27 protein-coding genes are annotated in these 25,331 nt (G+C 67.1%); 16 read left to right on the forward strand and 11 right to left on the reverse strand.

The features are described 5' to 3' along the window. Nucleotides 1-2: 2 nt before the first annotated feature. From ACSQ9A_RS07500 to purM, 3 genes are all read right to left on the reverse strand, one after another. Nucleotides 3-575 (reverse strand): isochorismatase family protein, encoded by a 573-nt coding sequence (locus ACSQ9A_RS07500; RefSeq protein ID WP_436303190.1) that lies wholly within the window; start codon nucleotides 573-575, stop codon nucleotides 3-5. A 108-nt stretch (nucleotides 576-683) separates the two neighbouring features. Beyond that, nucleotides 684-1,658 (reverse strand): AI-2E family transporter, encoded by a 975-nt coding sequence (locus ACSQ9A_RS07505; RefSeq protein ID WP_436306272.1) that lies wholly within the window; start codon nucleotides 1,656-1,658, stop codon nucleotides 684-686. Nucleotides 1,659-1,756: 98 nt separating this feature from the next. Further along, entirely contained in the window at nucleotides 1,757-2,821 is a 1,065-nt protein-coding gene (gene purM / locus ACSQ9A_RS07510; RefSeq protein ID WP_093106437.1) for a phosphoribosylformylglycinamidine cyclo-ligase, read from the reverse strand. A gap of 174 nt (nucleotides 2,822-2,995) precedes the next feature. Here purM and hda point away from each other — a divergent pair, with 174 nt between their 5' ends. The 5 genes from hda to ACSQ9A_RS07535 all read left to right on the forward strand — a co-directional run bounded on the left by hda (nucleotide 2,996) and on the right by ACSQ9A_RS07535 (nucleotide 7,481). Continuing rightward, a complete protein-coding gene (gene hda / locus ACSQ9A_RS07515; RefSeq protein WP_093106434.1) occupies nucleotides 2,996-3,682 on the forward strand; it encodes a DnaA regulatory inactivator Hda in 687 nt (228 codons plus the stop codon). A 27-nt stretch (nucleotides 3,683-3,709) separates the two neighbouring features. Then, on the forward strand, nucleotides 3,710-5,266 hold the full coding sequence (gene pcnB, locus ACSQ9A_RS07520; RefSeq protein ID WP_436303191.1) for a polynucleotide adenylyltransferase PcnB: 1,557 nt from the start codon (nucleotides 3,710-3,712) through the stop codon (nucleotides 5,264-5,266). Then, nucleotides 5,263-5,724 carry a 2-amino-4-hydroxy-6-hydroxymethyldihydropteridine diphosphokinase gene (gene folK / locus ACSQ9A_RS07525; RefSeq protein ID WP_436292631.1) on the forward strand — a complete coding sequence of 154 codons (462 nt, stop codon included), beginning with the start codon at nucleotides 5,263-5,265 and terminating at the stop codon, nucleotides 5,722-5,724. The genes pcnB and folK overlap by 4 nt, the downstream gene beginning before the upstream one ends. Nucleotides 5,725-5,812: 88 nt before the next feature. Further along, nucleotides 5,813-6,457, forward strand: a complete 645-nt coding sequence (locus ACSQ9A_RS07530) for a DUF47 domain-containing protein (RefSeq protein ID WP_093106846.1) — start codon at nucleotides 5,813-5,815, stop codon at nucleotides 6,455-6,457. Between the two features lie 13 nt (nucleotides 6,458-6,470). Then, nucleotides 6,471-7,481 carry an anion permease gene (locus tag ACSQ9A_RS07535; protein ID WP_436303192.1) on the forward strand — a complete coding sequence of 337 codons (1,011 nt, stop codon included), beginning with the start codon at nucleotides 6,471-6,473 and terminating at the stop codon, nucleotides 7,479-7,481. Between the two features lie 157 nt (nucleotides 7,482-7,638). On the opposite strand, the gene ACSQ9A_RS07540 is transcribed toward ACSQ9A_RS07535, so the two are convergent. After that, the gene (locus tag ACSQ9A_RS07540; protein WP_093106423.1) at nucleotides 7,639-8,085 is read right to left on the reverse strand and encodes a hypothetical protein; all 447 of its coding nucleotides are present in this window, start codon (nucleotides 8,083-8,085) and stop codon (nucleotides 7,639-7,641) included. Further along, the gene (locus ACSQ9A_RS07545; protein ID WP_093106421.1) at nucleotides 8,082-8,603 is read right to left on the reverse strand and encodes a GNAT family N-acetyltransferase; all 522 of its coding nucleotides are present in this window, start codon (nucleotides 8,601-8,603) and stop codon (nucleotides 8,082-8,084) included. The genes ACSQ9A_RS07540 and ACSQ9A_RS07545 overlap by 4 nt, the downstream gene beginning before the upstream one ends. Before the next feature lie 166 nt (nucleotides 8,604-8,769). Here ACSQ9A_RS07545 and rpsP point away from each other — a divergent pair, with 166 nt between their 5' ends. The 7 genes from rpsP to hisC all read left to right on the forward strand — a co-directional run bounded on the left by rpsP (nucleotide 8,770) and on the right by hisC (nucleotide 13,887). Then, on the forward strand, nucleotides 8,770-9,033 hold the full coding sequence (rpsP, locus tag ACSQ9A_RS07550) for a 30S ribosomal protein S16 (RefSeq protein ID WP_093106418.1): 264 nt from the start codon (nucleotides 8,770-8,772) through the stop codon (nucleotides 9,031-9,033). Nucleotides 9,034-9,048: 15 nt separating this feature from the next. Then, a complete protein-coding gene (gene rimM, locus ACSQ9A_RS07555) occupies nucleotides 9,049-9,603 on the forward strand; it encodes a ribosome maturation factor RimM (protein WP_093106416.1) in 555 nt (184 codons plus the stop codon). Between the two features lie 22 nt (nucleotides 9,604-9,625). Next, the gene (gene trmD, locus ACSQ9A_RS07560; protein WP_436303193.1) at nucleotides 9,626-10,372 is read left to right on the forward strand and encodes a tRNA (guanosine(37)-N1)-methyltransferase TrmD; all 747 of its coding nucleotides are present in this window, start codon (nucleotides 9,626-9,628) and stop codon (nucleotides 10,370-10,372) included. 99 nt (nucleotides 10,373-10,471) lie between these two features. Then, complete coding sequence (gene rplS / locus ACSQ9A_RS07565; protein ID WP_093106411.1) at nucleotides 10,472-10,852, forward strand: 50S ribosomal protein L19; 381 nt, start codon at nucleotides 10,472-10,474, stop codon at nucleotides 10,850-10,852. 168 nt (nucleotides 10,853-11,020) lie between these two features. Beyond that, on the forward strand, nucleotides 11,021-11,737 hold the full coding sequence (locus ACSQ9A_RS07570; protein ID WP_436303194.1) for a CoA pyrophosphatase: 717 nt from the start codon (nucleotides 11,021-11,023) through the stop codon (nucleotides 11,735-11,737). 52 nt (nucleotides 11,738-11,789) lie between these two features. Continuing rightward, on the forward strand, nucleotides 11,790-12,791 hold the full coding sequence (locus ACSQ9A_RS07575) for a CobD/CbiB family protein (RefSeq protein ID WP_436303195.1): 1,002 nt from the start codon (nucleotides 11,790-11,792) through the stop codon (nucleotides 12,789-12,791). A 16-nt stretch (nucleotides 12,792-12,807) separates the two neighbouring features. Then, nucleotides 12,808-13,887 (forward strand): histidinol-phosphate transaminase, encoded by a 1,080-nt coding sequence (hisC, locus tag ACSQ9A_RS07580; RefSeq protein ID WP_436303196.1) that lies wholly within the window; start codon nucleotides 12,808-12,810, stop codon nucleotides 13,885-13,887. A 6-nt stretch (nucleotides 13,888-13,893) separates the two neighbouring features. Here the strand turns inward: hisC and ACSQ9A_RS07585 are convergent, their stop codons facing one another. Genes ACSQ9A_RS07585 through ACSQ9A_RS07600 form a run of 4 tightly spaced genes read right to left on the reverse strand, consistent with a single transcriptional unit; the run spans nucleotide 13,894 to nucleotide 17,590 of the window. Continuing rightward, on the reverse strand, nucleotides 13,894-15,015 hold the full coding sequence (locus ACSQ9A_RS07585; RefSeq protein ID WP_436303197.1) for a glycosyltransferase family 4 protein: 1,122 nt from the start codon (nucleotides 15,013-15,015) through the stop codon (nucleotides 13,894-13,896). Further along, entirely contained in the window at nucleotides 15,012-15,953 is a 942-nt protein-coding gene (gene rsgA / locus ACSQ9A_RS07590; protein WP_436292636.1) for a ribosome small subunit-dependent GTPase A, read from the reverse strand. Before rsgA ends, ACSQ9A_RS07585 begins: the two co-directional genes overlap by 4 nt. An 18-nt stretch (nucleotides 15,954-15,971) precedes the next feature. Beyond that, nucleotides 15,972-16,313, reverse strand: coding sequence for a 4a-hydroxytetrahydrobiopterin dehydratase (locus ACSQ9A_RS07595; RefSeq protein WP_436303198.1), 342 nt, complete (start codon nucleotides 16,311-16,313; stop codon nucleotides 15,972-15,974). Between the two features lie 17 nt (nucleotides 16,314-16,330). Beyond that, nucleotides 16,331-17,590, reverse strand: coding sequence for a M48 family metallopeptidase (locus ACSQ9A_RS07600; protein ID WP_436292637.1), 1,260 nt, complete (start codon nucleotides 17,588-17,590; stop codon nucleotides 16,331-16,333). 64 nt (nucleotides 17,591-17,654) lie between these two features. Between ACSQ9A_RS07600 and orn the strand changes: the two genes are divergently transcribed. After that, complete coding sequence (gene orn / locus ACSQ9A_RS07605; protein WP_436303199.1) at nucleotides 17,655-18,251, forward strand: oligoribonuclease; 597 nt, start codon at nucleotides 17,655-17,657, stop codon at nucleotides 18,249-18,251. A 212-nt stretch (nucleotides 18,252-18,463) separates the two neighbouring features. Continuing rightward, nucleotides 18,464-20,254, forward strand: coding sequence for a DEAD/DEAH box helicase (locus tag ACSQ9A_RS07610; RefSeq protein ID WP_093106387.1), 1,791 nt, complete (start codon nucleotides 18,464-18,466; stop codon nucleotides 20,252-20,254). 58 nt (nucleotides 20,255-20,312) lie between these two features. Here the strand turns inward: ACSQ9A_RS07610 and ACSQ9A_RS07615 are convergent, their stop codons facing one another. Then, nucleotides 20,313-20,807, reverse strand: a complete 495-nt coding sequence (locus ACSQ9A_RS07615) for an Lrp/AsnC family transcriptional regulator (RefSeq protein WP_212733656.1) — start codon at nucleotides 20,805-20,807, stop codon at nucleotides 20,313-20,315. 64 nt (nucleotides 20,808-20,871) lie between these two features. Between ACSQ9A_RS07615 and ilvB the strand changes: the two genes are divergently transcribed. Both ilvB and ACSQ9A_RS07625 read left to right on the forward strand, forming a co-directional pair. Then, nucleotides 20,872-22,623 (forward strand): biosynthetic-type acetolactate synthase large subunit, encoded by a 1,752-nt coding sequence (ilvB, locus tag ACSQ9A_RS07620; RefSeq protein WP_436303200.1) that lies wholly within the window; start codon nucleotides 20,872-20,874, stop codon nucleotides 22,621-22,623. Between the two features lie 100 nt (nucleotides 22,624-22,723). Next, entirely contained in the window at nucleotides 22,724-24,169 is a 1,446-nt protein-coding gene (locus ACSQ9A_RS07625; protein WP_093106382.1) for an NAD-dependent succinate-semialdehyde dehydrogenase, read from the forward strand. A 6-nt stretch (nucleotides 24,170-24,175) separates the two neighbouring features. Here ACSQ9A_RS07625 and ACSQ9A_RS07630 read toward each other — a convergent pair whose 3' ends face one another. Continuing rightward, complete coding sequence (locus ACSQ9A_RS07630; RefSeq protein ID WP_436303202.1) at nucleotides 24,176-25,225, reverse strand: aldo/keto reductase; 1,050 nt, start codon at nucleotides 25,223-25,225, stop codon at nucleotides 24,176-24,178. Between the last annotated feature and the right edge of the window lie 106 nt (nucleotides 25,226-25,331).

Genomic DNA, 25,331 nt, shown 5'->3' on the forward strand with positions numbered 1-25,331 from the left:
CCTCAGGCCACGGCCAGGGCGCCCGCGCGCTCCAGCGCCTGTTCGACGCTGCAGATCTTGGCAAAACGGCCTTCGAGCACGGTCGCCGTGCGTGCCTTGATGTCGGCTGCGGACAGCGGACGGCCGTCGGGCTGGGTCATGTCGAAAGTCAGCGTGGCATCGAGCACGTAGTCGACCGACCAGCCCAGGTCGGAGGCGTGGCGCGTCGTGGTCTCGCAGCATTGTTCGGTGCGGATGCCGCTCACGATCAGCCGGCCTATGCCTTTCTCGGTGAGCCAGACGTCGAGCCCGCTGTTGACCAGGGCGCTGTGGCGGTGCTTGGTGAAGGTCGCGGCGGCATCGAAGCCGGCCAGTTCCGTGAGCGGCCGCACATGGCCCGATTCGACCGCGAAGGGGTTGCCTGCGCTGGCCGGGCCGTCGACGTGGAAGATGCGAACGATCGGGATGCCGGCCGCCGTGCAGCCTTCGATCAACGCGTTCTGCGCCGCGACGTAGGGGACATAGTCGCGTTGCGCGAAGTAAGGGCGATGGCGAAACGATTCCTGGGCATCGATCACTATCAGACAGCTTTTCATGGCGGCAATCTCCTGGAGACGGGTGGATGATGCGCCTTATTCTTCTCCGCTGCCGACATTCCGTCCGCGCTGCGCCGGACAAGAATCGATCAAATCAGGACATGCGACTCAGACGAGCCGGGCGGCCTGCAATTCCTTCTTGAGGTAGGCATAGAACAGCGGCGCCGCCACCAGCCCCGCCGGGCCGAACACCGCCTCGGCCGCGAACATCACGGCCAGCAGTTCCCACACGCCCATCTGCGTGCGGGCGCCCACCACCTTGGCATTGATGAAGTACTCGGCCTTGTGGATCAGGATCAGGAAGGCCAGGCAGGCCAGCGCGGTGATCGGCGATACCGACAGACCGACCACGGTGATCACCGCGTTGCACAGCAGGTTGCCCACGATCGGCACCAGGCCGGCGACGAAGGTCAGCGTGATCAAGGCCGGCGTGTACGGCAGGCGCAGGTCCCATGTCGGCAGCACGAACAGGAGGAAGAGGGCGGTCAGGAAGGTGTTGAAGGCCGCGATCCAGAACTGCGCGGCCACGATCTGGCCGAAGGCCTCGCCGAAAAGAGTGATGCGCTGCCTCAACTGCTCGGCCAGCGGGCGCCGCGTGGGCGGATGGGCGGCAACGGCAGCCAGCGCGCCGACGATCAGGCCGACGTAGGCGAAGAGCAGCCCGCCCAGCCAGGCGCGGCCGGTCAGCGCGAGCGCGCCGGCCTGCGCGCGCAGGTAGCCGGCGACGACGCGCTGCACCTCCGCCGCGCCTTCCGGCAGGTAGGCGCCGATGTCGGGCGGCAGCTTGAGGCGCAGCTCCAGCACCGTGCGCGCGATGTAGTCGAGCAGTTCCTGGTACTGCTCCGGCGCGTTGAGGACAAAGTCGCGCGCCTCGGAGAAAGCCACGCTCAGCAGGCCGATCGGCGCCAGCATCACCAGCGTGGCGGCGATGACGCGCGACCACGAGGGAACGGCGGATGCCAGGCCCTGCGGCCGCAGGGGCACGAAGCGTCGCAGGCCGGCATCCAGCACGCGAGCGATCCGGCGCGTGCCCAGAAAACCGATGCACACGCACAGCAGGCCGGGCAGCAGGCCCTGCCACATGATCAGCAGCAATGCGCCCGCGATCAGCAGGTAGCTCGCCGTCAGCAGCGCGCGCGATGACGGCGTGGAGGGAATATCGCTCACGCGGTGCAGGCCGCTCAGGCCACGACCACGGCCGCGCCGGTACCACGCTCGGCAATGACGCCGATCTCGTGCACCGTCTCGCCCGCGGCGCGCAGCGTCGCCGCGCAGGCGGAGGCCTCGGCCGCATCGATCACGACCACCATGCCGATGCCGTTGTTGAAGGTGCGGTTCATCTCGATGTCGTCGATGCCGGCCACCTTCTGCAGCCAGGCGAAGAGCTCGGTCTGCGGCCAGCTGCCTTTCCTGAGGTGGGCCGCCGTGCCATCGGGCAGCACGCGCGGGATGTTCTCGAGCAGGCCGCCGCCGGTGATATGGGCCAGCGCTTTGATGCCCTGTGCTGAGCCTGTCGAAGCGGGATGCTTGGCCAGTGCCGCCAGCACCGGCTTCACGTACAGCCGCGTCGGCGCCATCACGGCTTCGCGGAAGGGCTGGCCGTCGAGCGTTGCGGGCAGATCGGTGCCTGCGCGCTCGATCACCTTGCGCACCAGGCTGAAGCCGTTGGAGTGCACGCCTGCCGACGCCAGGCCCAGCACCACGTCGCCGGGTTTCACGTTCTGGCCGGTGAGGATCAACGATTTCTCGACCGCCCCGACCGCGAAGCCTGCGAGATCGTATTCGCCGGCCGGGTACATGCCGGGCATCTCGGCGGTCTCGCCGCCGATCAGCGCACAGCCGCTCAGTTCGCATCCGCGGGCGATGCCGCCCACCACGGCGGCCGCGGTGTCGACGTCGAGCTTGCCGCAGGCGAAGTAGTCGAGGAAGAAGAGCGGCTCGGCACCCTGGACGAGCACGTCATTGACGCTCATGGCCACCAGGTCGATGCCGACGGTGTCGTGCATGTTCCATTCGAAGGCGAGCTTGAGCTTGGTGCCCACGCCGTCGGTGCCGCTCACCAGCACCGGCTCCTTGTAGCGCTTGGGCACTTCGAACAGCGCGCCGAAACCGCCGATGCCGGCCAGCACGCCCTCGCGCATCGTCTTTTTGGCCAGCGGCTTGATGCGGTCGACCAGCGCGTCGCCGGCATCGATGTCGACGCCGGCATCCTTGTAACTGAGCGGGGTGGGCGGGGTGGAGTTCATGGGCTGGCCGGACGAAGGAAGGGAGGGGGCGAAAGGAAGGAGGACAATGACGCCGGCAACCGAAGCAGTCGGGCCGATAGAATTCGCCACGATTTTAAGGGCCGCCATGCCCTGTCCCATGAACCCTTCTTTCGCGTCATCCGCGCCACCCCAGCCGCTCTCGGCGGCCATGGCATGAAGCAGCTCGCGCTCGACATCGGCATTGCGACCGGTCCGACGCTCGCGGGCTTCTTCGCCGGGCCGAACGAGCCGGCGCTGCGGCACCTGGCGCTGTGGGTCGGCGACGCGCGCTCGACCACGCTGCATTCTCCGGTGCCGACCTACCTGTGGGGCGAGGGCGGCTGCGGCAAGACGCATCTGCTCGAAGCCGTGCGCGGCGCCTTGCGCGAGCAGGGTGCGAGCGTGGGCTGGCTGCATCCGGGGCTGCTGGACCCGCCCGAGTTCGACGAACGCTGGGGTGCCGTGCTGTTCGACGACGTGCATCTCTACACCGCGGTCCAGCAGCACGCCGCCTTCAACTGGTTCGTCAATGCGCAGAGCCTGCAGCGGGGCGTGGTGGCGGCGGGCACCGTGCCGCCGGCCGATCTGCCGCTGCGCGAGGACCTCCGCACGCGCCTGGGTTGGGGCCATGTGTTCCACTTGCAGGTGCTCGGCGAGTCGGAGCGGCGCGCCGTGCTGCGCCAGGCCGCGGACAGCCGCGGCGTGATGCTGTCGGACGAAGTGCTCGACTACATGCTGCATCGTTTCAGCCGCGATCTCGGCAGCCTGATGGAACTGCTCGCGCAGCTCGACGGCTATGCCTTGCAGACCCAGCGCGCGATCACGATCCCGCTGATCCGGTCGATGCTCGAAAATGAATGAGGGCGCCAGAGGCGCCGAAGCTTTCCAATGATCAAGAAATTCATCGACAAACTCCTCGGCAAATCCGGCGATGCCGCACAGGGCGGCAAGGCCCGTTTCGGCAAGCGCCAGGAGGTGCCCGCCTCGGTGCACGGCATCGACCCGGCGCTGGTCGACGAGCGCGCCAAGAACGTCGTCACCACGCTGCAGGATGCCGGCTATGAGGCCTACGTCGTCGGCGGCGCGGTGCGCGACCTGCTGCTCGGCCTGCGCCCCAAGGACTTCGACGTCGCGACCAACGCGACGCCCGAGCAGGTGAAAAGCCTGTTTCGCCGCGCCTTCATCATCGGCCGGCGCTTTCGCATCGTGCACGTGGTGTACGGCCGCGGGCGCGAGCACGAGGTGATCGAGGTCTCGACCTTTCGTGCCTACATGGACAGCAACGGTGCCGAGCAGGTGGCTGGCAACGAACGCACCAGCAAGGGCGAGCTCGCGGGCATGAAGCACGCGGTCGATGCCAGCGGCCGCGTGCTGCGCGACAACGTCTGGGGCCCGCAGGAAGAAGACGCCGCGCGGCGCGACTTCACGGTCAATGCGATGTACTACGACCCGGCGAGCGAGATCGTGGTCGACTATCACAACGGCATCAAGGACTCGAAGAAGCTCACGCTGCGCATGATCGGCGACCCGATCACGCGCTACCGCGAAGATCCGGTGCGCATCATTCGCGCGATCCGCTTCTCGGCCAAGCTGGCAGCGCTCGGCTTCAAGCTCGAGCCCAAGACGGCAGCGCCGCTGGTCGAATCCAGCAAGCTCCTGGCCGACGTGCCGCAAAGCCGCCTGTTCGACGAGATGCTCAAGCTGCTGCAGACCGGCCATGCCGTCGCCACCGTCGCGCAGTTGCGCAAGCTCGAGCTGACGACCGGCATCTACCCCTTGCTCGACGTCGTGGTCGAGCGTGCCGATCTGCCCTTCGTGAAGGCCGCCCTGCAGGACACTGACCGCCGCGTCGGCGAAGGCAAGCCGGTGGCGCCGAGCTTCCTCCTGGCCTGCGTGCTGTGGGCCGATGTGCGCGACGGCTGGGCCCAGCGCGTCGAGGGCCGCCACGGCCAGCGCGCGCAAGCCGCGTTCCCGGCGCTGCAGGATGCGATCGACGACGTGTTCAATGCGCGCATCGGCGACGTCTCGGGCCGCGGCAAGCTGGCGGCCGACATGCGCGAAATCTGGATGATGCAGCCGCGCTTCGACAAGCGCACGGGCGCCACGCCCTACAGCCTGGTCGAGCAGGCGCGCTTTCGTGCGGCCTTCGACTTCATGCGCTTGCGCGCCGACGTCGGCGAGGTCAGCGAAGCGATCGCCGAGTGGTGGCAGGAGTTCAGCACGGCCGACGAGGTGCGCCGCCAAGACCTCTTGGACCAGGTGCGCGACGAGCAGCACAAGAGACCCCGCCAGCGCGTGCCTGCCGCGCGTGCGCCGGCGCCCGCCGCCGACGAGGCGCAGCTTCCGCCCGACGGTGAAGTCGCTGCCGCCGCGCCGCGCAAGCGCCGCCGCAGGCGCAAGCCGCGCAGCGGCGGCGAAGCCGGCAGCAGCGTCGCGGCCGAATGACGGCGAGCCGGGCCTACGTCGCAATCGGCGCCAACCTGGGCGACGCGCGCGCGACGGTGAGGCAGGCGATGGACGATCTGGCGGCGCTGCCCGGCACACGCGTCGGGGCGCGCTCTTCGCTCTATCGCAGCGCGCCTGTCGATGCCCTGGGGCCCGATTTCATCAATGCGGTGGTCGAACTCGAGACCGAACTCGATCCGACGGCGCTGCTGGCCGAGCTCCAGCGCCTCGAGAGCGGCGCGGGCCGCGAGCGTCCCTACCGCAATGCGCCGCGCACCCTTGATCTCGATCTGCTGCGCCATGGCGAGGTGGTGATGGACACGGCGGTGCTGACGCTGCCGCATCCGCGCATGGGCGAGCGCGCCTTCGTGCTCGTGCCGCTGGCGGAGATCGCGCCGGAGCAGGTTACGCCGGCCCAGCTCGCCCAGGTGGCCGACCAGCGCATCGAGCGCCTCTGACCCTCGTCTGCGCGCCCGACCAGTACACTTGCGCGGTTTTTCACGATGGCGTCACATGAGTGTGGTGGCCGAGATCCAGGAGAGCGCCATGTTCGGCAAGCTGCTGCCCCGCGAGGGGAATTTTTTCGAGATGTTCAATCAGCACGCCGACCGCATCGTCGAAGCCGCGCGCGCCTTCGAGCAACTCGTCGCCAACTACAACGACCTGCATCTGCGCGAGCAGTACAACCGCGATGTCGACAATGCCGAGCGCGCTGCCGACCGCGTGACGCATGACGTCAACCGGTTGATCCACAAGACCTTCATCACGCCGATCGACCGCGAGCAGATCCACAAGCTGATCAACACGATGGACGACGTGGCCGACCTGATCCAGGACTCGGCCGAGACCATGGCGCTCTACGACGTGCGCCACATGACGGAGGAGATCACGCGCCTGACCACGCTCAGCGTGAAGTGCTGCGAGCGAGTGAAGGACGCGGTCAAGTTCCTCGGCAAGATCACCGACCCGGCCACCGCCGAGGCCACGCTCAAGACCTGCGAGGAAATCGACCGGCTCGAGTCCGACGCCGACCGCGTGATGCGCAGCGCGATGAGCAAGCTGTTCCGCGAAGAGCCGGACGTGCGCGAGGTCATCAAGCTCAAGGCCATCTACGAGCTGCTGGAGACGATCACCGACAAGTGCGAAGACGTCGCCAACGTGATCGAGGGCATCGTCCTCGAGAACTCCTGAGCGCGGGCTCCGAATGACAACGGTGCAGGTCGCCCTCTGGGTGGTGGTGGTGCTGGTCGCGCTGGCCATCGCATTCGACTTCATGAACGGCTTTCACGATGCGGCGAATTCGATCGCCACGGTCGTATCGACCGGTGTGCTCAAGCCCGGCCACGCCGTGGTGTTCGCGGCCTTCTTCAACCTGGTCGCGATCTTCGTCTTCCACCTGAGCGTGGCGGCGACCGTCGGCAAGGGCATCGTGCAGCCGGGCATCGTCGATGTGCACGTGGTGTTCGGCGCCCTCGTCGGCGCCATCAGCTGGAACTTCCTCACCTGGTACTACGGCATTCCCAGCAGCTCATCGCACGCGTTGATCGGCGGCATCGTGGGCGCGGTGATTGCCAAGGCCGGCTCGGGCGCCTTGATCGCCGCCGGGATCTGGAAGACCGTGGCCTTCATCTTCGTTTCGCCGCTCCTGGGTTTTCTGCTCGGCTCGCTGATGATGATCGTGGTCGCCTGGGCGTTCCGGCGTTCGACGCCGTCGCGCGTGGACCGGTGGTTCCGCACGCTGCAGCTGGTTTCGGCCGGCGCCTACAGCCTGGGCCACGGCGGCAATGATGCGCAGAAGACCATCGGCATCATCTGGATGCTGTTGATCGCGACCGGCTATTCGGCTGGCAACGCGGAGGCGCCGCCGGCCTGGACCGTCGGCAGCTGCTATGCGGCGATCGCGCTCGGCACCATGTTCGGCGGCTGGCGCATCGTCAAGACCATGGGCCAGAAGATCACCAAGCTCAAACCGGTCGGCGGCTTCTGCGCCGAGACGGGCGGGGCGCTGACCCTGTTCCTCGCCACGGCGCTGGGCATTCCGGTCTCGACCACGCACACCATCACGGGTGCGATCGTCGGCGTGGGTTCGGCACAGCGCGCGAGCGCCGTGCGCTGGGGCGTGGCCGGCAACATCGTGTGGGCCTGGATCTTCACGATCCCGGCCTCGGCCTTCGTGGCCGCGATCGCCTACTGGATCGGCCTCCAGGTGTTTTAGCTCGCCCCCAGGCTGCGCGCACTTCGTGTCGCTTCGCCAACCCCCTACCGGGGGCGGGCCGGCCGCTTCGGGCGGCCGGGCGCGGCGGCCCTCTGAAATGGCAGGCCTCGCCCCTGTCCGCTCGGGCTGAGCTTGTCGAAGCCTTGCGCAGCGGCGATTACTGAGAAATCTTCCGGCCTTCTTCGATCTGGTGCTCGAAGAAGCGCTGGAAGCTGAAGGCGATGCTGGCCATGAGGATCGTGCTGCCGAAGAACAGGGCCAGCACGACAGCGCCGATGGTGAGCCAGTTGGTGCGCCCGGCGGGAGCCTCGGGCGCGGCGCCGGCGTTGTAGCGGGCGTTCCATTTCTCCGGCGTCATCAGGCCATAGACGATAGCGGTGAGCGCGCAGCCCGCAATCGTGAAGCCGAGCAGCGGGAGCAGCAGCCAGCTCCAGCCGTCGTCCACGCCATAGAGGCGCAGGCGTTCGATGCCGTACAGGCCGAGCGCCGTCGGGATCGGCAGCAGCCAGCCCAGCGTGCTGCCGAAGCCGCGCAGATAGAAGCAGTGCAGCCCCAGAGGCCCGCCGAGGAAGGCGAGCCAGGCGGCCACGGTCTTGTTCTTCATTCGGGGCTCGTCGAGCTGCCTTCGCCCAGCACCTTTTCCATCAAGACCACGTCGCGCCACTGGCCGAACTTCCAGCCGCAGTCCTTGAGCACGCCCACATGGGCGAAGCCCTGGCCGCGGTGCACGCCGATCGATCCGGCGTTGGCCGAGTCACCGATCACCGCGATCAGCTTTCGCACGCCGACGGATTCGGCGGCCTGCGTCAGCGCGGCCAGCAGTCGTGCACCCAGGCCCTGGCCCCGCGCGGCGTCGGCCAGGTAGATGGAATCCTCGGCCGAAAAGCGGTAGGCGGGACGGGGCTTGAACCAGCTGCAGTACGCAAAGCCGAGCAGTTCGCCGTCCTGCTCGGCCACCAGATAGGGCAGGTTCTTCGACAGCACGTCGGCGCGTCGGGCAGCCATGTCGGCGGATGAGGGCGGCTCGGTCTCGAAGGTGCCTGTGCCGTGCAGCACGTGATGGGCATAAATGGCGGTGATTGCCGCGATGTCCTCGTCGCGGCTGGGGCGGATGGTGGTCATTCTGAGACGCCTGGCAATGCCAAGGGTGTTGAAAAAAGTCGCTCGGGCTATAATCGTGGGCTTTTCAGCGTGTCGCTGGCCGGGTGGCCATGTCGCGTGTCTCGACGCTGGAAGAACACCGTGGGCGAACCTATTCGGGTTTGCTGCACCACCCGAAGGATAAATCATGGTCGTCATTCGACTCTCCCGCGGCGGCGCCAAAGGCCGTCCGTTTTTCAACATCGTCGTGTCGGACAAGCGCGTTCGCCGCGATGGCCGTTTCATCGAGCGCCTGGGTTTCTATAACCCGACCGCCAAGGAAAACGAAGAAAGCATCCGCATCGCGCAGGATCGCCTGGCCTACTGGAAGAGCGTCGGCGCGCAAGCCTCGCCCACGGTCCATCGCCTGATCAAGCAAGCCGCCGCAGCGGCTCCGAAGGCCGCTGCTTAAGCGGCCGGCAAGGCGATGCTGCCCACACTCGAAGCCGCCGAACTGCCGGCGGACGCGATCGAGGTGGCGCGCATCGCCGACGCCTGGGGCATCAAGGGCTGGTTCAAGGTCCTGCCCCACAGCGCCCAGCCCGAGGCGCTTTTTTCATCCAAGCGCTGGTTTCTGCAGCCGCCCGGCGCAAAGACCGCCGGCGCTTTCCGGCTCGCGATCCGCGAAGCCAAGGAACACTCCGACTGCATCGTCGCCTCGTCCGAGGACGTGCCTGACCGCAACGCGGCCGAAGCCTTGCGCGGTGCGCGTGTGTTCGTGCCGCGTTCGAGCTTTCCGACCGCCGGCGACGACGAGTACTACTGGGTCGATCTGATCGGGCTTGCCGTCGTGAACCGCGAAGGCGTCGCGCTCGGCACGGTGCGCGAACTTCTCGCCAGCGGGCCGCAGACCACGCTGGTGCTGGACGCCCAGGAGGGCGGCAAGCCGATCGAGCGCATGGTTCCCTTCGTCTCGGCCTTCGTCGACAAAGTGGATCTGCCGGGCCGGCTGATCACGGTCGACTGGCAGCCTGATTACTGAGCCGCCCGGCTCCGGCGCCGCCATGCGCTTCGACGTCATCACCCTCTTTCCCGAGCTGTTCGCGCCCTTTCTCGCGAGCGGCGTGACGCGCCGTGCCTACGAGTCGAAGCAGGTCGAGGTCGTGCTGTGGAACCCGCGCGATTTCGCCGACGGCAACTACCGGCGCGTCGACGACCGGCCTTTCGGCGGCGGCCCAGGCATGGTCATGATGGCCGAGCCGTTGTCGGCCTGCCTCGATGCGGCGCTGGCGGCCCGGGGCGCTGCGGCGCCGGTGCTTCTCTTCTCGCCGATCGGCGAGACCTTGAGGCACGCGGTGGTGGAGCAATGGTCCGCCACCGAAGGCGCAGTGCTGGTGTGCGGGCGCTATGAAGGCATCGACCAGCGCTTCATCGATGCGAGGGTCACGCACCAGCTGAGCATCGGCGATTTCGTGCTTTCGGGCGGCGAGATTCCCGCCATGGCCTTGCTCGACGCCGTCGCGCGGCTCCAGCCCGGCGTGCTGGGCGATGAGGACAGCCATGTGCAGGACAGCTTCAATCCGGCGCTCGACGGCCTGCTCGACTGCCCCCACTACACCCGGCCGGAGCAATGGAAGGGCGAGGGCGTGCCTCCCGTCCTGCTCTCGGGGCATCACGTGCAGATCGAGCGCTGGCGACGCGATCAGCGGCTCGCGATCACCCTGCAAAAACGGCCGGAGCTGATCGAGGCGGCACGCGCAGCCGGACGGCTCAGCCCGACGGACGAGAAAGTGCTCCAAAAAAAGCTATAATCTTGGGTTCCCCGATCCTCTGCCGGCCGCGTCGCCTTGGCCTTCAAGGCCTCAAGACGCCTTTTGTGTAGCGCGAGCACGATCGAATCCAGGAAACAAATGAACCTCATCCAGACCCTCGAGCAGGAAGAAATCGCCCGGCTCGGCAAGAAGATCCCCGATTTCATGCCCGGTGACACGGTCATCGTCAGCGTGAACGTCGTCGAAGGCAACCGCAAGCGCGTGCAGGCCTACGAAGGCGTCGTGATCGCCAAGCGCAATCGCGGCCTCAACAGCGGCTTCACGGTGCGCAAGATCTCCAGCGGCGAAGGCGTGGAACGTACGTTCCAGACCTACAGCCCGTTGATCGCCGGCATCGAAGTCAAGCGTCGCGGCGATGTGCGCCGCGCCAAGCTCTACTATCTGCGCGAACGCAGCGGCCGTTCGGCACGCATCAAGGAAAAGCTGCCGGGCAAGTCGTCGGCAGCGGCTGCTCAATAAAGAGAGCCTCCCGTCGTGCAAAAAGCCGCCGATCAAGGCGGCTTTTTGCATTTGTGCTTCGATGCATCCAGCGTTCGTGATTTTTGTTGTTGTGCCGCGTGTCACGCTGGCTCAGTTTTTGCGTTTTACTCAGCAAGTCCTTTCTTGACCACACCACCACCGTCTACCATGCGCGCTGCTTCCGTCGAATCCGTCAACGCCGTCCTGCCGTCGGCGCTGCGGTCCTTCGACCCGCGCCAGGTGCCGGTGGTCGGTATCGACGTCGGGTTGCCCGCGGTGGCGCCCTCCCGCTTCGATGCGCGCGCCTTGCGCGCACGCTTCGCCACGCCGCCGGCCTGGGTGCCCGAGTTGCGGCGCGAGCCGCGGCTGACGGATCGCGTACCCGCCCAGGCGGCGGTGCTGGTGCCGATCGTGATGAGGGACGAACCCACGGTGCTGCTGACCGAGCGGACGACGCATCTGTCGACCCACTCGGGCCAGGTCGCCTTTCCGGGCGGCCGGGTCGACCCCGAAGACGCCAATATTGCAGCGGCCGCCCTGCGCGAAGCGTGGGAAGAGGTCGGCTTGTCGGCGGCGTACATCGAGGTGCTGGGCTGCCTGCCGACCTACACCACCGTCACGTCCTTCATCGTGACGCCGGTGGTCGCGCTCGTGCGCCCGGACTTCGAGCTGAACATCAATCCTTATGAGGTGGCGGCGGCTTTCGAAGTGCCGCTCGCTTACCTGATGAATCCGGCGAACCACCGGCGGCACGCGCTCGTCGGCGAAGACCTCAAGTCGCGCGAGTGGTTTTCGATGCCCTACCAGGACGGTCCTGACGAGCGTTACGTATGGGGTGCGACGGCGGGCATGCTGCGCAACCTCTACCGCTTCCTCTCGGCCTGAACCACGCCGCGTCCCGTCCGGGTGCCATGGAGGCACTCGCTATCATCGACGGATGAGCTTCTTTGCGATCCTGTGCGCGTTGCTGATCGAGCAGGTGCGGCCGCTTGCGTACCACAACCCCGTGTACGGCAGCGTGCTCGCATGGACGCGTTGGACCAGCCGCAATTTCGACGCCGGCAAGCCGCACCATGGCTGGGTGGCCTGGGGGCTTGCGGTGCTCGTGCCGACGGTGCTCGCATTGGGCGTGCACTGGCTGCTGGTGCTCACGCTCGGGCTGCCCTTCGCGGTGCTGTGGAGCGTCGCGGTGCTCTACGTCACGCTGGGCTTTCGGCAGTTCAGCCACCATTTCACCGGCATCCGCGATGCGCTCGACGAGGGCGACGAAGCGCTCGCGCGCTCGCTGCTCGCGCATTGGCAGCGCGTCGATGCGGCCGACCTACCGCGCAGCGAGATCGTGCGGCACGTGATCGAGCACTCGGTGATCGCGGCGCATCGGCACGTGTTCGGTGTGCTCGCCTGGTTCTCCATCCTCGCCGCCGCCGGATTGGGGCCTGCCGGCGCGGTGTTCTATCGGATGAGCGAATTCGTCTCGCGCTATTGGGCGCACAAGAACGGCGCTTCGATCCAGCCGTCCAGCACGTGGGTCCAGCATGCGGCCGATCGGGCCTGGGGCCTGATCGACTGGCTGCCGGCGCGCATCACGGCGCTCGGTTTCGCGGTGGTCGGCAGTTTCGAAGAAGCGATCGACTGCTGGCGCAACGACGCCCGGCGCTTTCCCAACGAGAACGACGGCGTGATCCTGGCCGCGACCTCGGGTGCCGTCAACGTGCGGCTCGGTGGCGGCACCCTGAGTCCGGTCCCGCTGACCGATCCGTTGTCGAGCGCGCAGGCGGGCGATCCGCTCGCCGGCGGGCGTGGCCCCGACAGCGGCAGCACCCCGGGGCGCGAACCTGAACCAGCGCACCTGCGCAGCGTCGTCGGCCTGGTCTGGCGTTCGGTCGTGATGTGGATGGTGCTGCTCGCGCTGCTCACGCTGGCGCGCCTGCTGGGCTGAGCCGGGTGTGTCGGCCTTGAGCACCGCTCCAAGCTTCTGGAGTCCGCGCATTGCGGCGCTGGAGCCCTATGTGCCGGGCGAGCAGCCGCGCGTCGCGAATCTGGTCAAGCTCAATACCAACGAGAACCCCTATCCGCCCTCGCCGCGAGTGCTCGATGCCATTCAGGAGGCGGCAGAGAAGGGACTCGAACGCTACCCCGATCCCGAATCGATCGCGCTGCGCGAAGCGATCGCTGTGCGCCACGGCCTGCACAGCGCGCAGGTGTTTGCGGGCAATGGCTCCGACGAAGTGCTGGCCCACGCCTTCTTCGCCTTTTTCCAGCAAGCCGAGCCTTTGCTGATTCCGGACGTCACCTACAGCTTCTACCGCGTCTACGCGCAGCTCTATGCGATCGCATGCGAGCTGCAGCCGGTGGACGAGGGACTTCGCATCGATGCCGATGCGCTGGCGGCGCGTGCCGCGGCCGGCTGCGGCGGCATCGTGATCGCGAATCCCAATGCGCCGACCGGTATCGGGATGCCGCTCGCATGCATCGAGCGCCTGCTCCAGGCCTGCCCGCAGCGCGTGGTGCTGGTGGACGAGGCCTATGTGGATTTCGGCGGCGAAAGCGCGCTGCCCCTGATCGCGCGCTATCCGAACCTGCTGGTCGTGCAGACGCTGTCGAAATCGCGTTCGCTCGCCGGCTTGCGCGTGGGCTTTGCCTGCGGGCAGGCGCAGCTGATCGATGCGCTGCAACGGGTCAAGAACAGCTTCAACTCCTATCCGCTCGACCGCTTGGCGACGGCGGGCGCCATTGCCGCGCTCGCTGACGAGGCCTGGTTCTCGAAGACGCGCGACGCCGTCGTCGACACCCGCGAGGGACTGACGCTGCAGTTGGAGGATCTGGGCTTCGAGGTGTTGCCCTCGCAGGCCAACTTCGTATTCGTGCGCCATCCCGCGCACGATGCCGCCGCACTGGCGGCGGCGCTGCGGGCGCGCGCGGTGCTGGTGCGGCACTTCGGACAGCCGCGCATCGCGCAGTACCTGCGCATCAGCATTGGCACGCGGGAGCAGTGCAGTGCGCTGGTCGATGCGCTGGCGCAGGTCCTCGATTGAATCGCCTCAGGCGCGGCCCGTCACTTCCTTGAGCAGGCCGATGTACTGATCGACGAAGCGCGCGGGCATGAAGGCTTGCGCGCGTTCGCGGGCCTTTGCCGTCTGCGCGGCCCGGAGGACCGGATCGCCCAGCACCCGCTGCATCTGCGCGGCCAGCGCTTCATCGTCGCCGTTCGGGAAGACGAGACCGGCATCGCCGACGCACTCCGAAAGTCCGCCCTTGGCCGAGACGATGAGGCTCTTGCCTGCTGCCAGGAGCTCGACCGCGACCCCGCCCATCGGCTCGTACCACGCCGACGGGATCACCCCGATCATGCCCTTCGAGACCCATTCGACGAGCGCAGGGCCCGATTGCGAGCCGGCGAAGACGACGGAAGCCGAGAGGCCGGATGCGGCCACCAGCCGCTCGATCTCCGGCCGTGCGCTCCCATCCCCGATGAGCAGCAGCCGCGGCGCTTCCCGGCTGCGTTGGACGACCTTCGCGAAGGCGCGGATCAAGGTGTCGACGCCCTTCTCCTGCACGATCCTTCCCATGTAGAAGAACTCGTACTCGGGCTCGCCGTGGTCCGCTGCCTGGAAGCGCTCGATCGGAAAGGGGTTGTAGATCTGCACCTGCCGCGGCAGCGGCAGCGTCTTGTTCATCCACTGGGTGATGGCGACATTCCGGGTAACGGCGAACTTGGCGATACCGCGCCGCAGCAGCAGTTTCACGCCATCCTTCAAGCCGCGTACGTAGCCGCTTCTGCGCGCATGAAAGAGAAAAGACGCCACGGGCTCGAGCGGCGCCGGGGCGTTGTCGACCCAGCCGGCGCCGTCGATGCACGAGGCCTGGTAGCCCACATGCACCCAGACGAAGGGCTTGCGATAGGCCAGAACCCAGGGCTGAAGCGCCAGGCTCGCGCCATTGAAGAGGACCACGTCCGCCCAGCGCAGAAGCTCGCGCACGCGCGCGCTAGCCGGTTGGCGGATCACCTCGAAGGGGAACTGCGCGCCGTCCCCCTCGGGCGTCTGGGTCACCACCTTGCAGTCGATGCCTTTCGCCACGAAGCCCTCGACGAGTGCGCGCGATACGGTCTCGACGCCGCCCACCGACGGATGGAACACATGGGAATACAGCAGCACCTTCATTTGTAGCGGGATTGGCTCAGTTCGGCGAACAGCTCGCCATAGATCCGATAGCGCGAGGGGCTGATCGCACCCGGATGGCCGGGCGACTCCACCTGCGCGATCACACCGCAGCCCGGCTCGTGCAGATGCGTGCAGTTGTAGAACTTGCATGCCGCGGCGTGTTCGGCGATGTCGGGCATCAGGTGCGCGAGTTGCATCGCTTCGATGTGATTCAGTCCGAATTCCTGGAAGCCCGGCGAATCGATCAGCGCCGTGGTCCGCGCGTCGTCCACCCAGTACCAGGTGGTGCTGGTCGTGGTGTGCTTGCCCGAATTGAGCGCCTGCGAAATCTCTGCCGTCGAGGCCAGCGCGGCCGGCACCAGCAGGTTGGTGAGCGTGCTCTTGCCGGCGCCCGACGGACCGAGCACCAGGGTGGTCTTGCCCGCCAGCAGCTTCATCAAGGTTGCGCGATCGGCCTCCGGCGAGGCCTTGAGCGACAGCGGCAGCACGCCATGATGCATCCGGCGGTAGGGCGCCAGCCTGGCCCAGGCCCGTTCGAAGGGGGCGACGACATCGCTCTTGTTGAGCGCGATGATCGGCGCGATGCGTTCGGCCGCGGCCGCGATCAGCGCACGCGCCAACTGGGTTTCGGAGAACTCGGGCTCGGCCGCGATCAGGATGAGTACCTGGTCGAGATTGGCCGCGAAGGACTTGGTGCGAATCTCGTCCTGCCGGTAGAACAGGTTCTTCCTCTGCTGTACCTGCTCGATGGTGCCCTCGTCCTCGCTGGCCTGCCAGCGTACCCGGTCGCCCACCACGGCCTGGCTCTTCTTGCCGCGCGGATGGCAAATCAGTCGTTCGCCCTCGGGTGTTTCGACGAGGCAGTGGCGGCCATGGCTGGCAATGACGAGTCCGTCGCGCAATGCGGCACCCTCGGCGCCGCTGCGTTGCTTAGCCAAGGGCGCGTTCCATCGGGCTCAGGCCGTTGCCAGCAGGGCATCCGCCTGCGTCGCGCACTCGAAATCCGTGGCCGAGATGCCGCCCACGTCGTGCGTGTTGAAGCGTACGACGCAGCGGTTGTAGTGCACCGAAAGGTCGGGGTGGTGGTCTTGCGTGTGCGCAATGAAGGCCAGTGCGTTCACGAAGGCGATGGTCTCGAAGTAGTTCGCGAAGCTGAAAGTCTTCTCGATCGCGACATTGGCGCCGTCGCCGGTCAGCTTCCAGCCGTCGAGCCGCGCCAGGCCGGCGACGATCTCGGTGGCGCTCAGTGCGCGGCGTGCGTGCTGCTTCCAGTCCTTGGGTTTGAACATGCTGCTCATGGTCGGCTTTCTCAGGTTCAACCCGCGACCATGCGCGCAAGGCGCTCGGATGCGGGCGGGTGCGAGTAGTAGAACTTGACGAACACCGGGTCGGGTGTCAGCGTCGAGGCGTTGTCCTGGTAGAGCTTGAGCAGCGCCGCCGAGAGGTCGGCGCCGCTGGTTTGCGCGATCGCATAGGCGTCGGCCTCGAACTCGTGCTTGCGGGAAATGCGCACCGGCAGCGGCGCGACGAAGAAGCCGAAGACCGGCACCGCGAGCATGAAGAGCAGGATGGCGAGTGCATCGTTGGGCGCTGCCATGTTGGGCTGTACGCCGAGGCCGACATAGAACCACGAATGGACCGACAGCCAGCCCAGCAGCGCGAAGCCGGCCAGGCTCAGCGCGAACATCGCGGCCATGCGCTTCACGACGTGCCGGTGCTTGAAGTGGCCCAGTTCGTGCGCGAGCACGGCCTCCACTTCGCCGGCGCTGAGCTGGCGCAGCAGCGTGTCGTAGAAGACGACGCGCTTGCTGGCGCCGAAGCCGGTGAAATAGGCGTTGGCATGCGCGCTGCGCTTGCTGCCGTCCATCACGAACAGGCCCTTGGCGGCAAAGCCGCAGCGCTTCATCAGGGCGTTGACGCGCGCCTTGAGCGTAGCGTCGTCCAGCGGCTGGAACTTGTTGAAGAGCGGCGCAATGAAGGTCGGATAGACCAGCATCAGCAGCAGATTGAATGCCATCCAGGCGCCCCAGGCCCACAGCCACCACAGGTTGCCGGCCGCGCCCATGAGCCAGAGCATCAACGCCGCGATGGGCAGGCCGATGAGCGCGCCCAGCAGCAGCGACTTGGCGCCGTCGAGGAGCCACAGCCGCCAGGTCATCTTGTTGAAGCCGAAGCGTTCCTCGAGCCTGAAGGTCTGCCAGAGCGTGAATGGGAGGTCGAGCAGGCCGCTGATCAGCGCGAAGGCAGAGAGCAGCGCGAGCTGCTGCAGCATGCCGCCGCCCATCCAGTCCATCAGCAATTTGTTGAGGAGGTCGAGCCCGCCCAGCAGGGTCCAGCCCAAAAGCAGCGCCGTGCCCCATGCCATTTCGAGCAGGCCGAATCGGGTCTTGGCCACCGTGTAGTCGGCGGCCTTCTGGTGCGCTGCGAGCGCGATGGCCTGCGCGAAGGCCGCAGGCACTGCATCGCGATGGCGCGCCACATGACGCACCTGCCGCGTGGCGAGCCAGAGTTTGACGACGAGGCCTGCAGCCAGCGCGAGGGCGAACGCAAAAGTGAAGAGGAGGGCGGCGGACATGGCGAGGCGAGTTTAGCCCGCACGCCAGCCGCTCGCGCACAGGGTCATCGACGACAATCACCCGATGTCAGAATCCACCGCCCCGACCGCGCCCGTGCCCGCCACCACCCTCAAGAAGAGCGACCAGAACCTCGTCTGGCTGGACTGCGAGATGAGCGGCCTCGACCCCGAAAAAGAGCGCCTGCTCGAGATCGCCGTCGTCGTGACCGGCCCCGATCTGGTGCCGCGCATCGACGGCCCCGTGCTCGTCATCCACCAGAGCGACGAGGTGCTCGACGGCATGGATTCCTGGAACAAGGGAACGCATGGCCGCAGCGGGCTGATCGACAAGGTCAAGGCCTCCGCGTTGGACGAGGCCGCGGCCGAGCAGCAACTGCTCGAGTTCGTCGCGCGCTACATCCCGAAGAACGGCTCGCCGATGTGCGGCAACACCATCGGCCAGGACCGGCGCTTCCTGGTCAAGTACATGCCGAAGCTGGAAGCCTATTTCCATTACCGCAACCTCGACGTCAGCACGCTCAAGGAACTGGCCAAGCGCTGGAAGCCGGCCGCCTACAACGCCTTCAAGAAGCAGCAGGCGCATACCGCGCTGGCCGATGTCCACGAGTCGATCGAGGAACTCGCGCACTACCGCGATACCTTCTTGCGCATTGCGGATTAGGTAAAAACCCGAAGCTATGCGATAATCGTCGGCTTCGCTGCCGGGGACCCTTCAGGCAGCGTTTTCTTGCATCTCCCTATCTTGCACACCGCGCCCCGTTGAATGGGCCGCAGCAAAGACGAAAGTCCTTGCTGAATGTCGTTGGATGGTTGATGTTTTTCACCACCCAACGGAGCGCCGCCCACGGCAGCGCTCGCGTATGAGATTTCTGAATGACCGACGCTTTTGAAGCGCAGGGCGACTTTGCGCCTGTGCAATCCGATGAAACGACTTCCTTCGAGGCGCTCGACGCCGTCGAAGCCACCGAGCCGAAGCTGCCCAACGGCTTCATCAAGCTCGGCCTCGCGCCCGAGCTGATCGCCGCGGTCGAAGACCTGGGCTTCACCCAGCCGACCACCGTGCAGGAACAAGTGATTCCGCGCGCCATGACCGCCAGCGGCCAGGCCGACGGCGCCACGCGCTTCGTCGACCTGATGGTGTCGAGCCAGACCGGTAGCGGCAAGACCGCTGCCTTCCTGCTGCCCGTGCTGCACACCCTGCTGCAGCGCCAGGCCGAAGCCGAGGCTGCGGCCAAGGCCGAATTCCAGCGCCTGGCCGCCGAAGCCGCCGCGCGCGGCGAAGCTCTGCCGAAGAAGCCCAAGCGCAAGGACCCGACCAACGCGCGCCATTTCAAGGCGGCCACGCCCGGCGCTCTGATCCTGTGCCCCACGCGCGAACTCGCCCAACAGGTGGCGCATGACGCGATCGACCTGGTCCGCCATTGCCGCGGCCTGCGCATCGCCAACGTGGTGGGCGGCATGCCCTACCAGTTGCAGATCGCCCGGCTGCAGAACGCAGACCTCGTGGTCGCCACGCCCGGCCGTCTGCTCGACCTGCAGCGCTCGATGCAGATCAAGCTCGACCAGGTCAAGTTCCTGGTCGTCGACGAGGCCGATCGCATGCTCGACCTCGGCTTTGCGGACGACCTCGCCGAAGTCAACCAGCTGACCATCGAGCGCCAGCAGACCATGATGTTCAGCGCCACCTTCGCGCCGCGCATCCAGCAGCTGGCGCAGCGCGTGATGCGCGAGCCGCAGCGCGTGACCATCGACAGCCCGCAGGAGAAGCACGCCAACATCAAGCAGGTGCTGTTCTGGGCCGACCACTCCCAGCACAAGCGCAAGCTGCTCGACCACTGGCTGCGCGACACCACCATCAACCAAGCCATCGTCTTCGCGAGCACGCAGGTCGAATGCGACGGCCTCGCCAACGACCTGCAGCAGGACGGCTTCAGTGCCGTGGCGCTGCACGGCGCGCTGAGCCAAGGCCTGCGCAATCGCCGGCTGATGGCGCTGCGCCAGGGCCAGGTGCAGATCCTCGTGGCCACCGACGTGGCCGCCCGCGGCATCGACGTGCCGACCATCACGCACGTCTTCAACTTCGGCCTGCCGATGAAGGCCGAGGACTACACCCACCGCATCGGCCGCACCGGCCGGGCAGGGCGCGACGGCCTGGCCGTGACCTTCGCCGAGTTCCGCGATCGCCGCAAGATCTTCGACATCGAGTCGTACAGCCGCCAGCAGTTCAAGGCCGAGGTGGTCCCCGGTCTCGAGCCGCAGCAGCGCTCGCCGCAGTCGCGCCCGGGAGGCGACTTCGGTGGCCGTGGCCGCGACAGCCGTGACAACCACTCGCGCGATCGCAAGTTCGGCGGCGGCGGCGGTCATCGTGGCGGCCCCGCAGGCGGCTATGCGGGCGCCAGCGGTTTCAATGATCGCGGTCCTGCACGCGGCCCGGGTGCACCGGCACCGCGTGGCTTCCAGCACAAGGGCAATGCGGGCTTCGGCGGCGGTCGCGACGACGCTGCCGGCTATGGCCGCAAGCCCGGCTGGGGCGATAGCGCACCCCGCGGCGGCGCAGCCGGCGCAGGCCGCGGCGATGGTTTCGCACCGCGCGGCAACAACGGCGGCGGCAAGGTGTTCGTGCCTCGCGACGCCCAACGGCGCGCCTTCAAGCCCACGCGCTGAGCGCCTGCTGCGCACATGACAAAGCCCGCCTTCGGCGGGCTTTTCCTTTGGGGCGCGATCAGGCGAGCGGCACGCTCGCTTCCTTGAGCACGCGCAGCACGAAGTGCGACTGGCTGTGGCGGATGCCCGGAATCTTGTAGAGCTTCTCGCGCAGCAGCCGCTCGTAGTCGCGCGTGTCGCGCACCGCGATGCGGATGTAGTAGTCGTAGTCGCCTGAGACCAGGTAGGCCTCCTGGACTTCGGGAATGGTGGCGAGCACGCGGCCGAACTCGTAGAGCGTCTCGTCGCTGTGGCTTTCCAGCGTGAGTTGCACGATCACGGAGTCGTGGTAGCCGAGCTTGGCGGCATCGAGGTCGACCGTGTAGCGCTTGATCACTTCCTGCGCTTCGAGCTTCTTGATGCGGCTCCAGCAGCTCGTCGGCGACAGCCCGACCTCGGCGCCGATTTCCTGCAGCGTCTTGCGCGAGTCGTGCAGAAGCGCACGCAGGATCGCCATATCGAATCTGTCGAATGATTCTTCGTTTGTTTTCTTGTTTTGGCGATTGATCTTCATGAAATCAGCAGAATTGCTTGAAAGAATGAAGCAAATTCTGCATCGAAACCGGAAGAATCGGTGCATGCACGCCACCATCGCCTCCGCCGTCCCGACTGTCTCGCTGCGCAACGGCGCCGAAGCCCTGCTCGACACCCTGATCGAATGCGGCATCGACACCATCTTCGGCTATCCCGGCGGCGCCGCGCTGCCGCTCTACGACGCACTGCACGGCGAGCCTCGGCTGCGGCATGTGCTGGTGCGGCACGAGCAGGCGGCGGTCCATGCGGCCGAAGGCTACGCGCGCAGCACCGGCCGCGTGGGCGTGGTGCTCGTGACCTCGGGGCCGGGTGTCGGCAACACCATCACCGGCCTGCTCGATGCGATCAGCGACTCGGTGCCCGTGCTGTGCATCAGCGGCCAGGTTGCAACCGGCGTGATCGGCACCAACGCGTTTCAGGAAAGCGATGCACTCGGCATGTCGCGGCCGGTGACGAAGTGGAATCACCAGACCCGCATCGCCGACGAGATCCCGGCCGTGGTGCGGCGCGCGCTGCGCATCGCCGCCTCCGGGCGCCCGGGGCCGGTGCTGCTCGACGTGCCGAAGGATGTTCAGCTCGCGCCGCTGACCGGCCAGCCGGCCTCGACGCCGCGGCGGCCCGGCCCCGATGCACGACCGCCGCCGCACGCCAGCCTGCAGCGCGCGGCGGATCTTCTCTCGACCGCCCGCCGGCCCGTCCTCTACGGTGGCGGTGGGCTCGTCAACGCCGGTCCCGGCGCATGCGAAGCCTTCACGCGCCTCGTGCATCGCCTCGACGCACCCTGCACGCTGACCTTGATGGGACTCGGCGCCTTCCCGGCCTCCGACCCGCGCTTTCTCGGCATGCTGGGCATGCACGGCACGCTGGAGGCCAACCTTGCGATGCACGAGGCCGATCTCGTGGTCTGCGTCGGCGCGCGTTTCGATGACCGAGTGACCGGCAAGCTCGACGAGTTCTGTCCGCATGCGCGCAAGATTCACATCGACATCGATCCCAGCAGCATTAACAAGGTGGTGCGGGTTGACGCTCCATTGGTCGGCGATTGCGGCGTGGTGCTGGATGCACTGCTTGCGTTGCCCGCGCTCGACGGCCTCGCGCCGGAGCGGCTCGCGCCCTGGTGGCAGCGCATCGAGCGTTGGCGCGCGCAACGCTGCCTGGACTTCGCTGCGCGCAGCGACGCCATCCTGCCGCAGCAGCTGATGCGCTCGCTGCAGCAGGCCATCGAAGGCCGCGACGCCATCGTCTCCACCGATGTCGGCCAGCACCAGATGTGGGCCGCACAGTACCTGCGCTTCGAGCGCCCGCGCTGCTGGCTGACATCGGGCGGGGCCGGCACCATGGGCTATGGCCTGCCGGCGGCCATCGGCGCGCAGATCGCGCACCCCGAGGAGCTCGTCGTCTGCGTGAGCGGCGACGCCTCGGTACTCATGAATATCCAGGAGCTTTCCACGGCCATGCAGCACCGAACGCCCGTGAAGCTCGTGTTGTGCAACAACGGCTACATGGGCATGGTGCGCCAGTGGCAGGAACTGAACCACGGCAACCGGCTGAGCCACAGCTGGAACGAGGCGCTGCCCGATTTCGTGGCGCTGGCCAGGGCTTTCGGCTGGGGTGCGCGGCGCGTGTCGGACCCCGCCGAACTGCAGGCCGCGCTGGCCGAGTGCATAGGGTACGAGGGCCCCTTCTTCCTCGACGCACAAGTGGCCCCGCAGGAGAACTGCTTTCCGATGATGCCGGCCGGCCAGGGCCACCATCGCGTGATGCTCACCAAGGACCGGTGGTACGTGGAAGACTGACTGCGCGGGCCGGAAAACCGTCACGGGTGACAATGGCGGCTGGCCGCGCGATCGGATCGCGCACCAGCATCAATACTCGGAAAGAACCCCAAGGACCGACATGAGCACAGCAAGCTACACCGACACCCGACTGCTGATCGAGAATGAATGGTGCGACGCCGCGAGCGGCAAGACCCTGGACGTGATCAACCCTGCCACGGGCAAGCCCATCGGCAAGGTCGCCCACGCCGGCATTCCCGACCTGGACCGGGCACTGGCCGCCGCGCAGCGCGGCTTCGAAGCCTGGCGCAAGATCCCGGCCAACGAACGCGCAGCGACGATGCGCAAGGCCGCAGGCCTGGTGCGCGAACGCGCCGCCGACATCGCCCGCCTGCTCACGCAGGAGCAGGGCAAGCCCTTCGTCGAAGCGCGTGGCGAGGTACTCGCCGGCGCCGACATCATCGAATGGTTCGCCGACGAAGGCCGGCGCGTCTATGGCCGCATCGTGCCCTCGCGCAACCTCGCGGCGCAGCAGCTGGTGATCAAGGAGCCGCTCGGCCCCGTGGCCGCGTTCACGCCGTGGAACTTCCCGATCAACCAGATCGTGCGCAAGCTCGGCGCTGCGCTCGCGAGCGGTTGCTCCTTCCTCGTCAAGGCGCCGGAAGAAACGCCGGCCTCTCCGGCGGCCCTGCTGCAGGCCTTCGTGGATGCGGGCGTGCCCGCGGGCACGGTCGGCCTGGTGTTCGGCGATCCGGCCGAGATCTCGAGCTACCTGATTCCGCACCCCATCATCCGCAAGGTCACTTTCACCGGCTCGACGCCGGTGGGCAAGCAGCTCGCGGCCCTGGCCGGCGCGCACATGAAGCGCGCCACCATGGAGCTGGGCGGTCACGCGCCGGTGATCGTGGCCGAGGACGCCGACGTCGCGCTGGCCGTGAAGGCCTCGGGCGGTGCCAAGTTCCGCAACGCGGGCCAGGTGTGCATCTCGCCAACGCGCTTCCTCGTGCACAACAGCATCAAGCAAGCCTTCGCCGAAGCGATGGTGAAGCATGCCGAGAGCCTCAAGCTCGGCGACGGCCTGGCCGAAGGTACAACCCTCGGCCCGCTCGCGAACGCGCGCCGGCTCACTGCGATGGCGAAGGTGCTCGACGACGCGCGCGCCACGGGCGCCAAGGTCGCCACCGGCGGCGAACGCGTGGGCTCCTCCGGCAACTTCTTCGCGCCCACCGTGCTGACGGACGTCTCGCTCGAAGCCGACGTGTTCAACAACGAACCTTTCGGCCCGATCGCCGCCATCCGCGGCTTCGACACGCTCGAAGAAGCGATCGCCGAAGCCAACCGCCTGCCTTTCGGCCTTGCGGGCTACGCGTTCACGAAGTCGATCAAGAACGCGCACCTGCTGTCGCAGCAGATGGAAGTCGGCATGCTGTGGATCAACCAGCCGGCCGCGCCCACGCCGGAGATGCCCTTCGGCGGCATCAAGGACTCGGGCTACGGCTCCGAGGGTGGTCCGGAGGCGATGGAGGCGTACTTGAACACCAAGGCCGTGTCGATCATGGCGGTGTAGCCATTCTCAGGCGCCGGCGGATTCCGCGAGCTGCTGGAGCCGGGGTCCGCCCTGGCGCTCGAGCATCCAGCCCGGATATTCGGCCGGCAGCGCGCTGACCTTGTCGAGCGCGGCGAGTTCCTCGCCGCTCAAGGCGATGGCGGTCGCCGCGATGTTGTCGTCGAGCTGCTCTGCGCGCTTGGCGCCGATGATCACGCTCGTCACCGCCGCCTGGTGCAGCAGCCAGGCCAGGGCGATCTGCGCCACGGAAACGTCCTTCGCCTGCGCGATGCCACGCATCACGTCGATGCAGTCGTAGGCGCGCTCGACGTTCACCGGCGGAAAGTCGAAGGTGGTGCGTCGGCTGCCTGCCTCCGCCTTGACGTCGCGGCCGTACTTGCCGCTCAGCAGGCCGCCGGCGAGCGGGCTCCAGACCATCAGCCCGACGCTTTCGCTCTTGAGCAGCGGAACCAGTTCGCGCTCGAGATCGCGGCCGGCGATCGTGTAGTACGCCTGCAGCGATTCGAAGCGCGCCAGCCCCAGCCGTTCGGAGATGCCGAGTGCCTTCATGATCTGCCAGGCGGCCCAGTTCGACACGCCGACATAGCGCACGTGGCCGTGCTGAACGAGGTTGTCGAGTGCGCGCACGGTCTCCTCGATCGGCGTTGCCGGATCGAAGCCATGGATCTGGTACAGGTCGATGTGGTCCAGCTGCAGGCGCTTCAGGCTCGCCTTCACACCGTCCATGATGTGATGGCGCGACATGCCGCGCGAATTGATGCTTTTCGTGCCGGCCTCGCCGAACACCTTGGTGGTGACAACCACGTTCTCGCGCGGCACCTGCAGGTTTCGCAGCGCCTGCCCGGTGATGATTTCCGAGCGGCCGTCGGAGTAGACGTCGGCCGTGTCGATGAAGTTGATCCCGGCATCGAGCGAGCGGCCGATCAGGCGCTCGGCCTCGGCCTGCTGCAGGTCGCCGATCTGCCCCCAGATGCCGCCTCCGCCGCCGAAAGTCATCGTGCCGAGACAGAGCTCGGAAATGAACAAGCCGGTACGGCCGAATCTTCTGTAGCGCATATGAGGAACTCCTTGGGTTGCGTGCTGCGAGCGTGCAGTTTTGCGAGTGTCCTTCCGGCAGGAAGGTTCGCGATAGCCCAATCCTGTTTCTCTCTTGCCCGATCCT

The organism is Variovorax sp. LjRoot290 (assembly GCF_964253985.1).
GTDB lineage: Bacteria > Pseudomonadota > Gammaproteobacteria > Burkholderiales > Burkholderiaceae_C > Variovorax.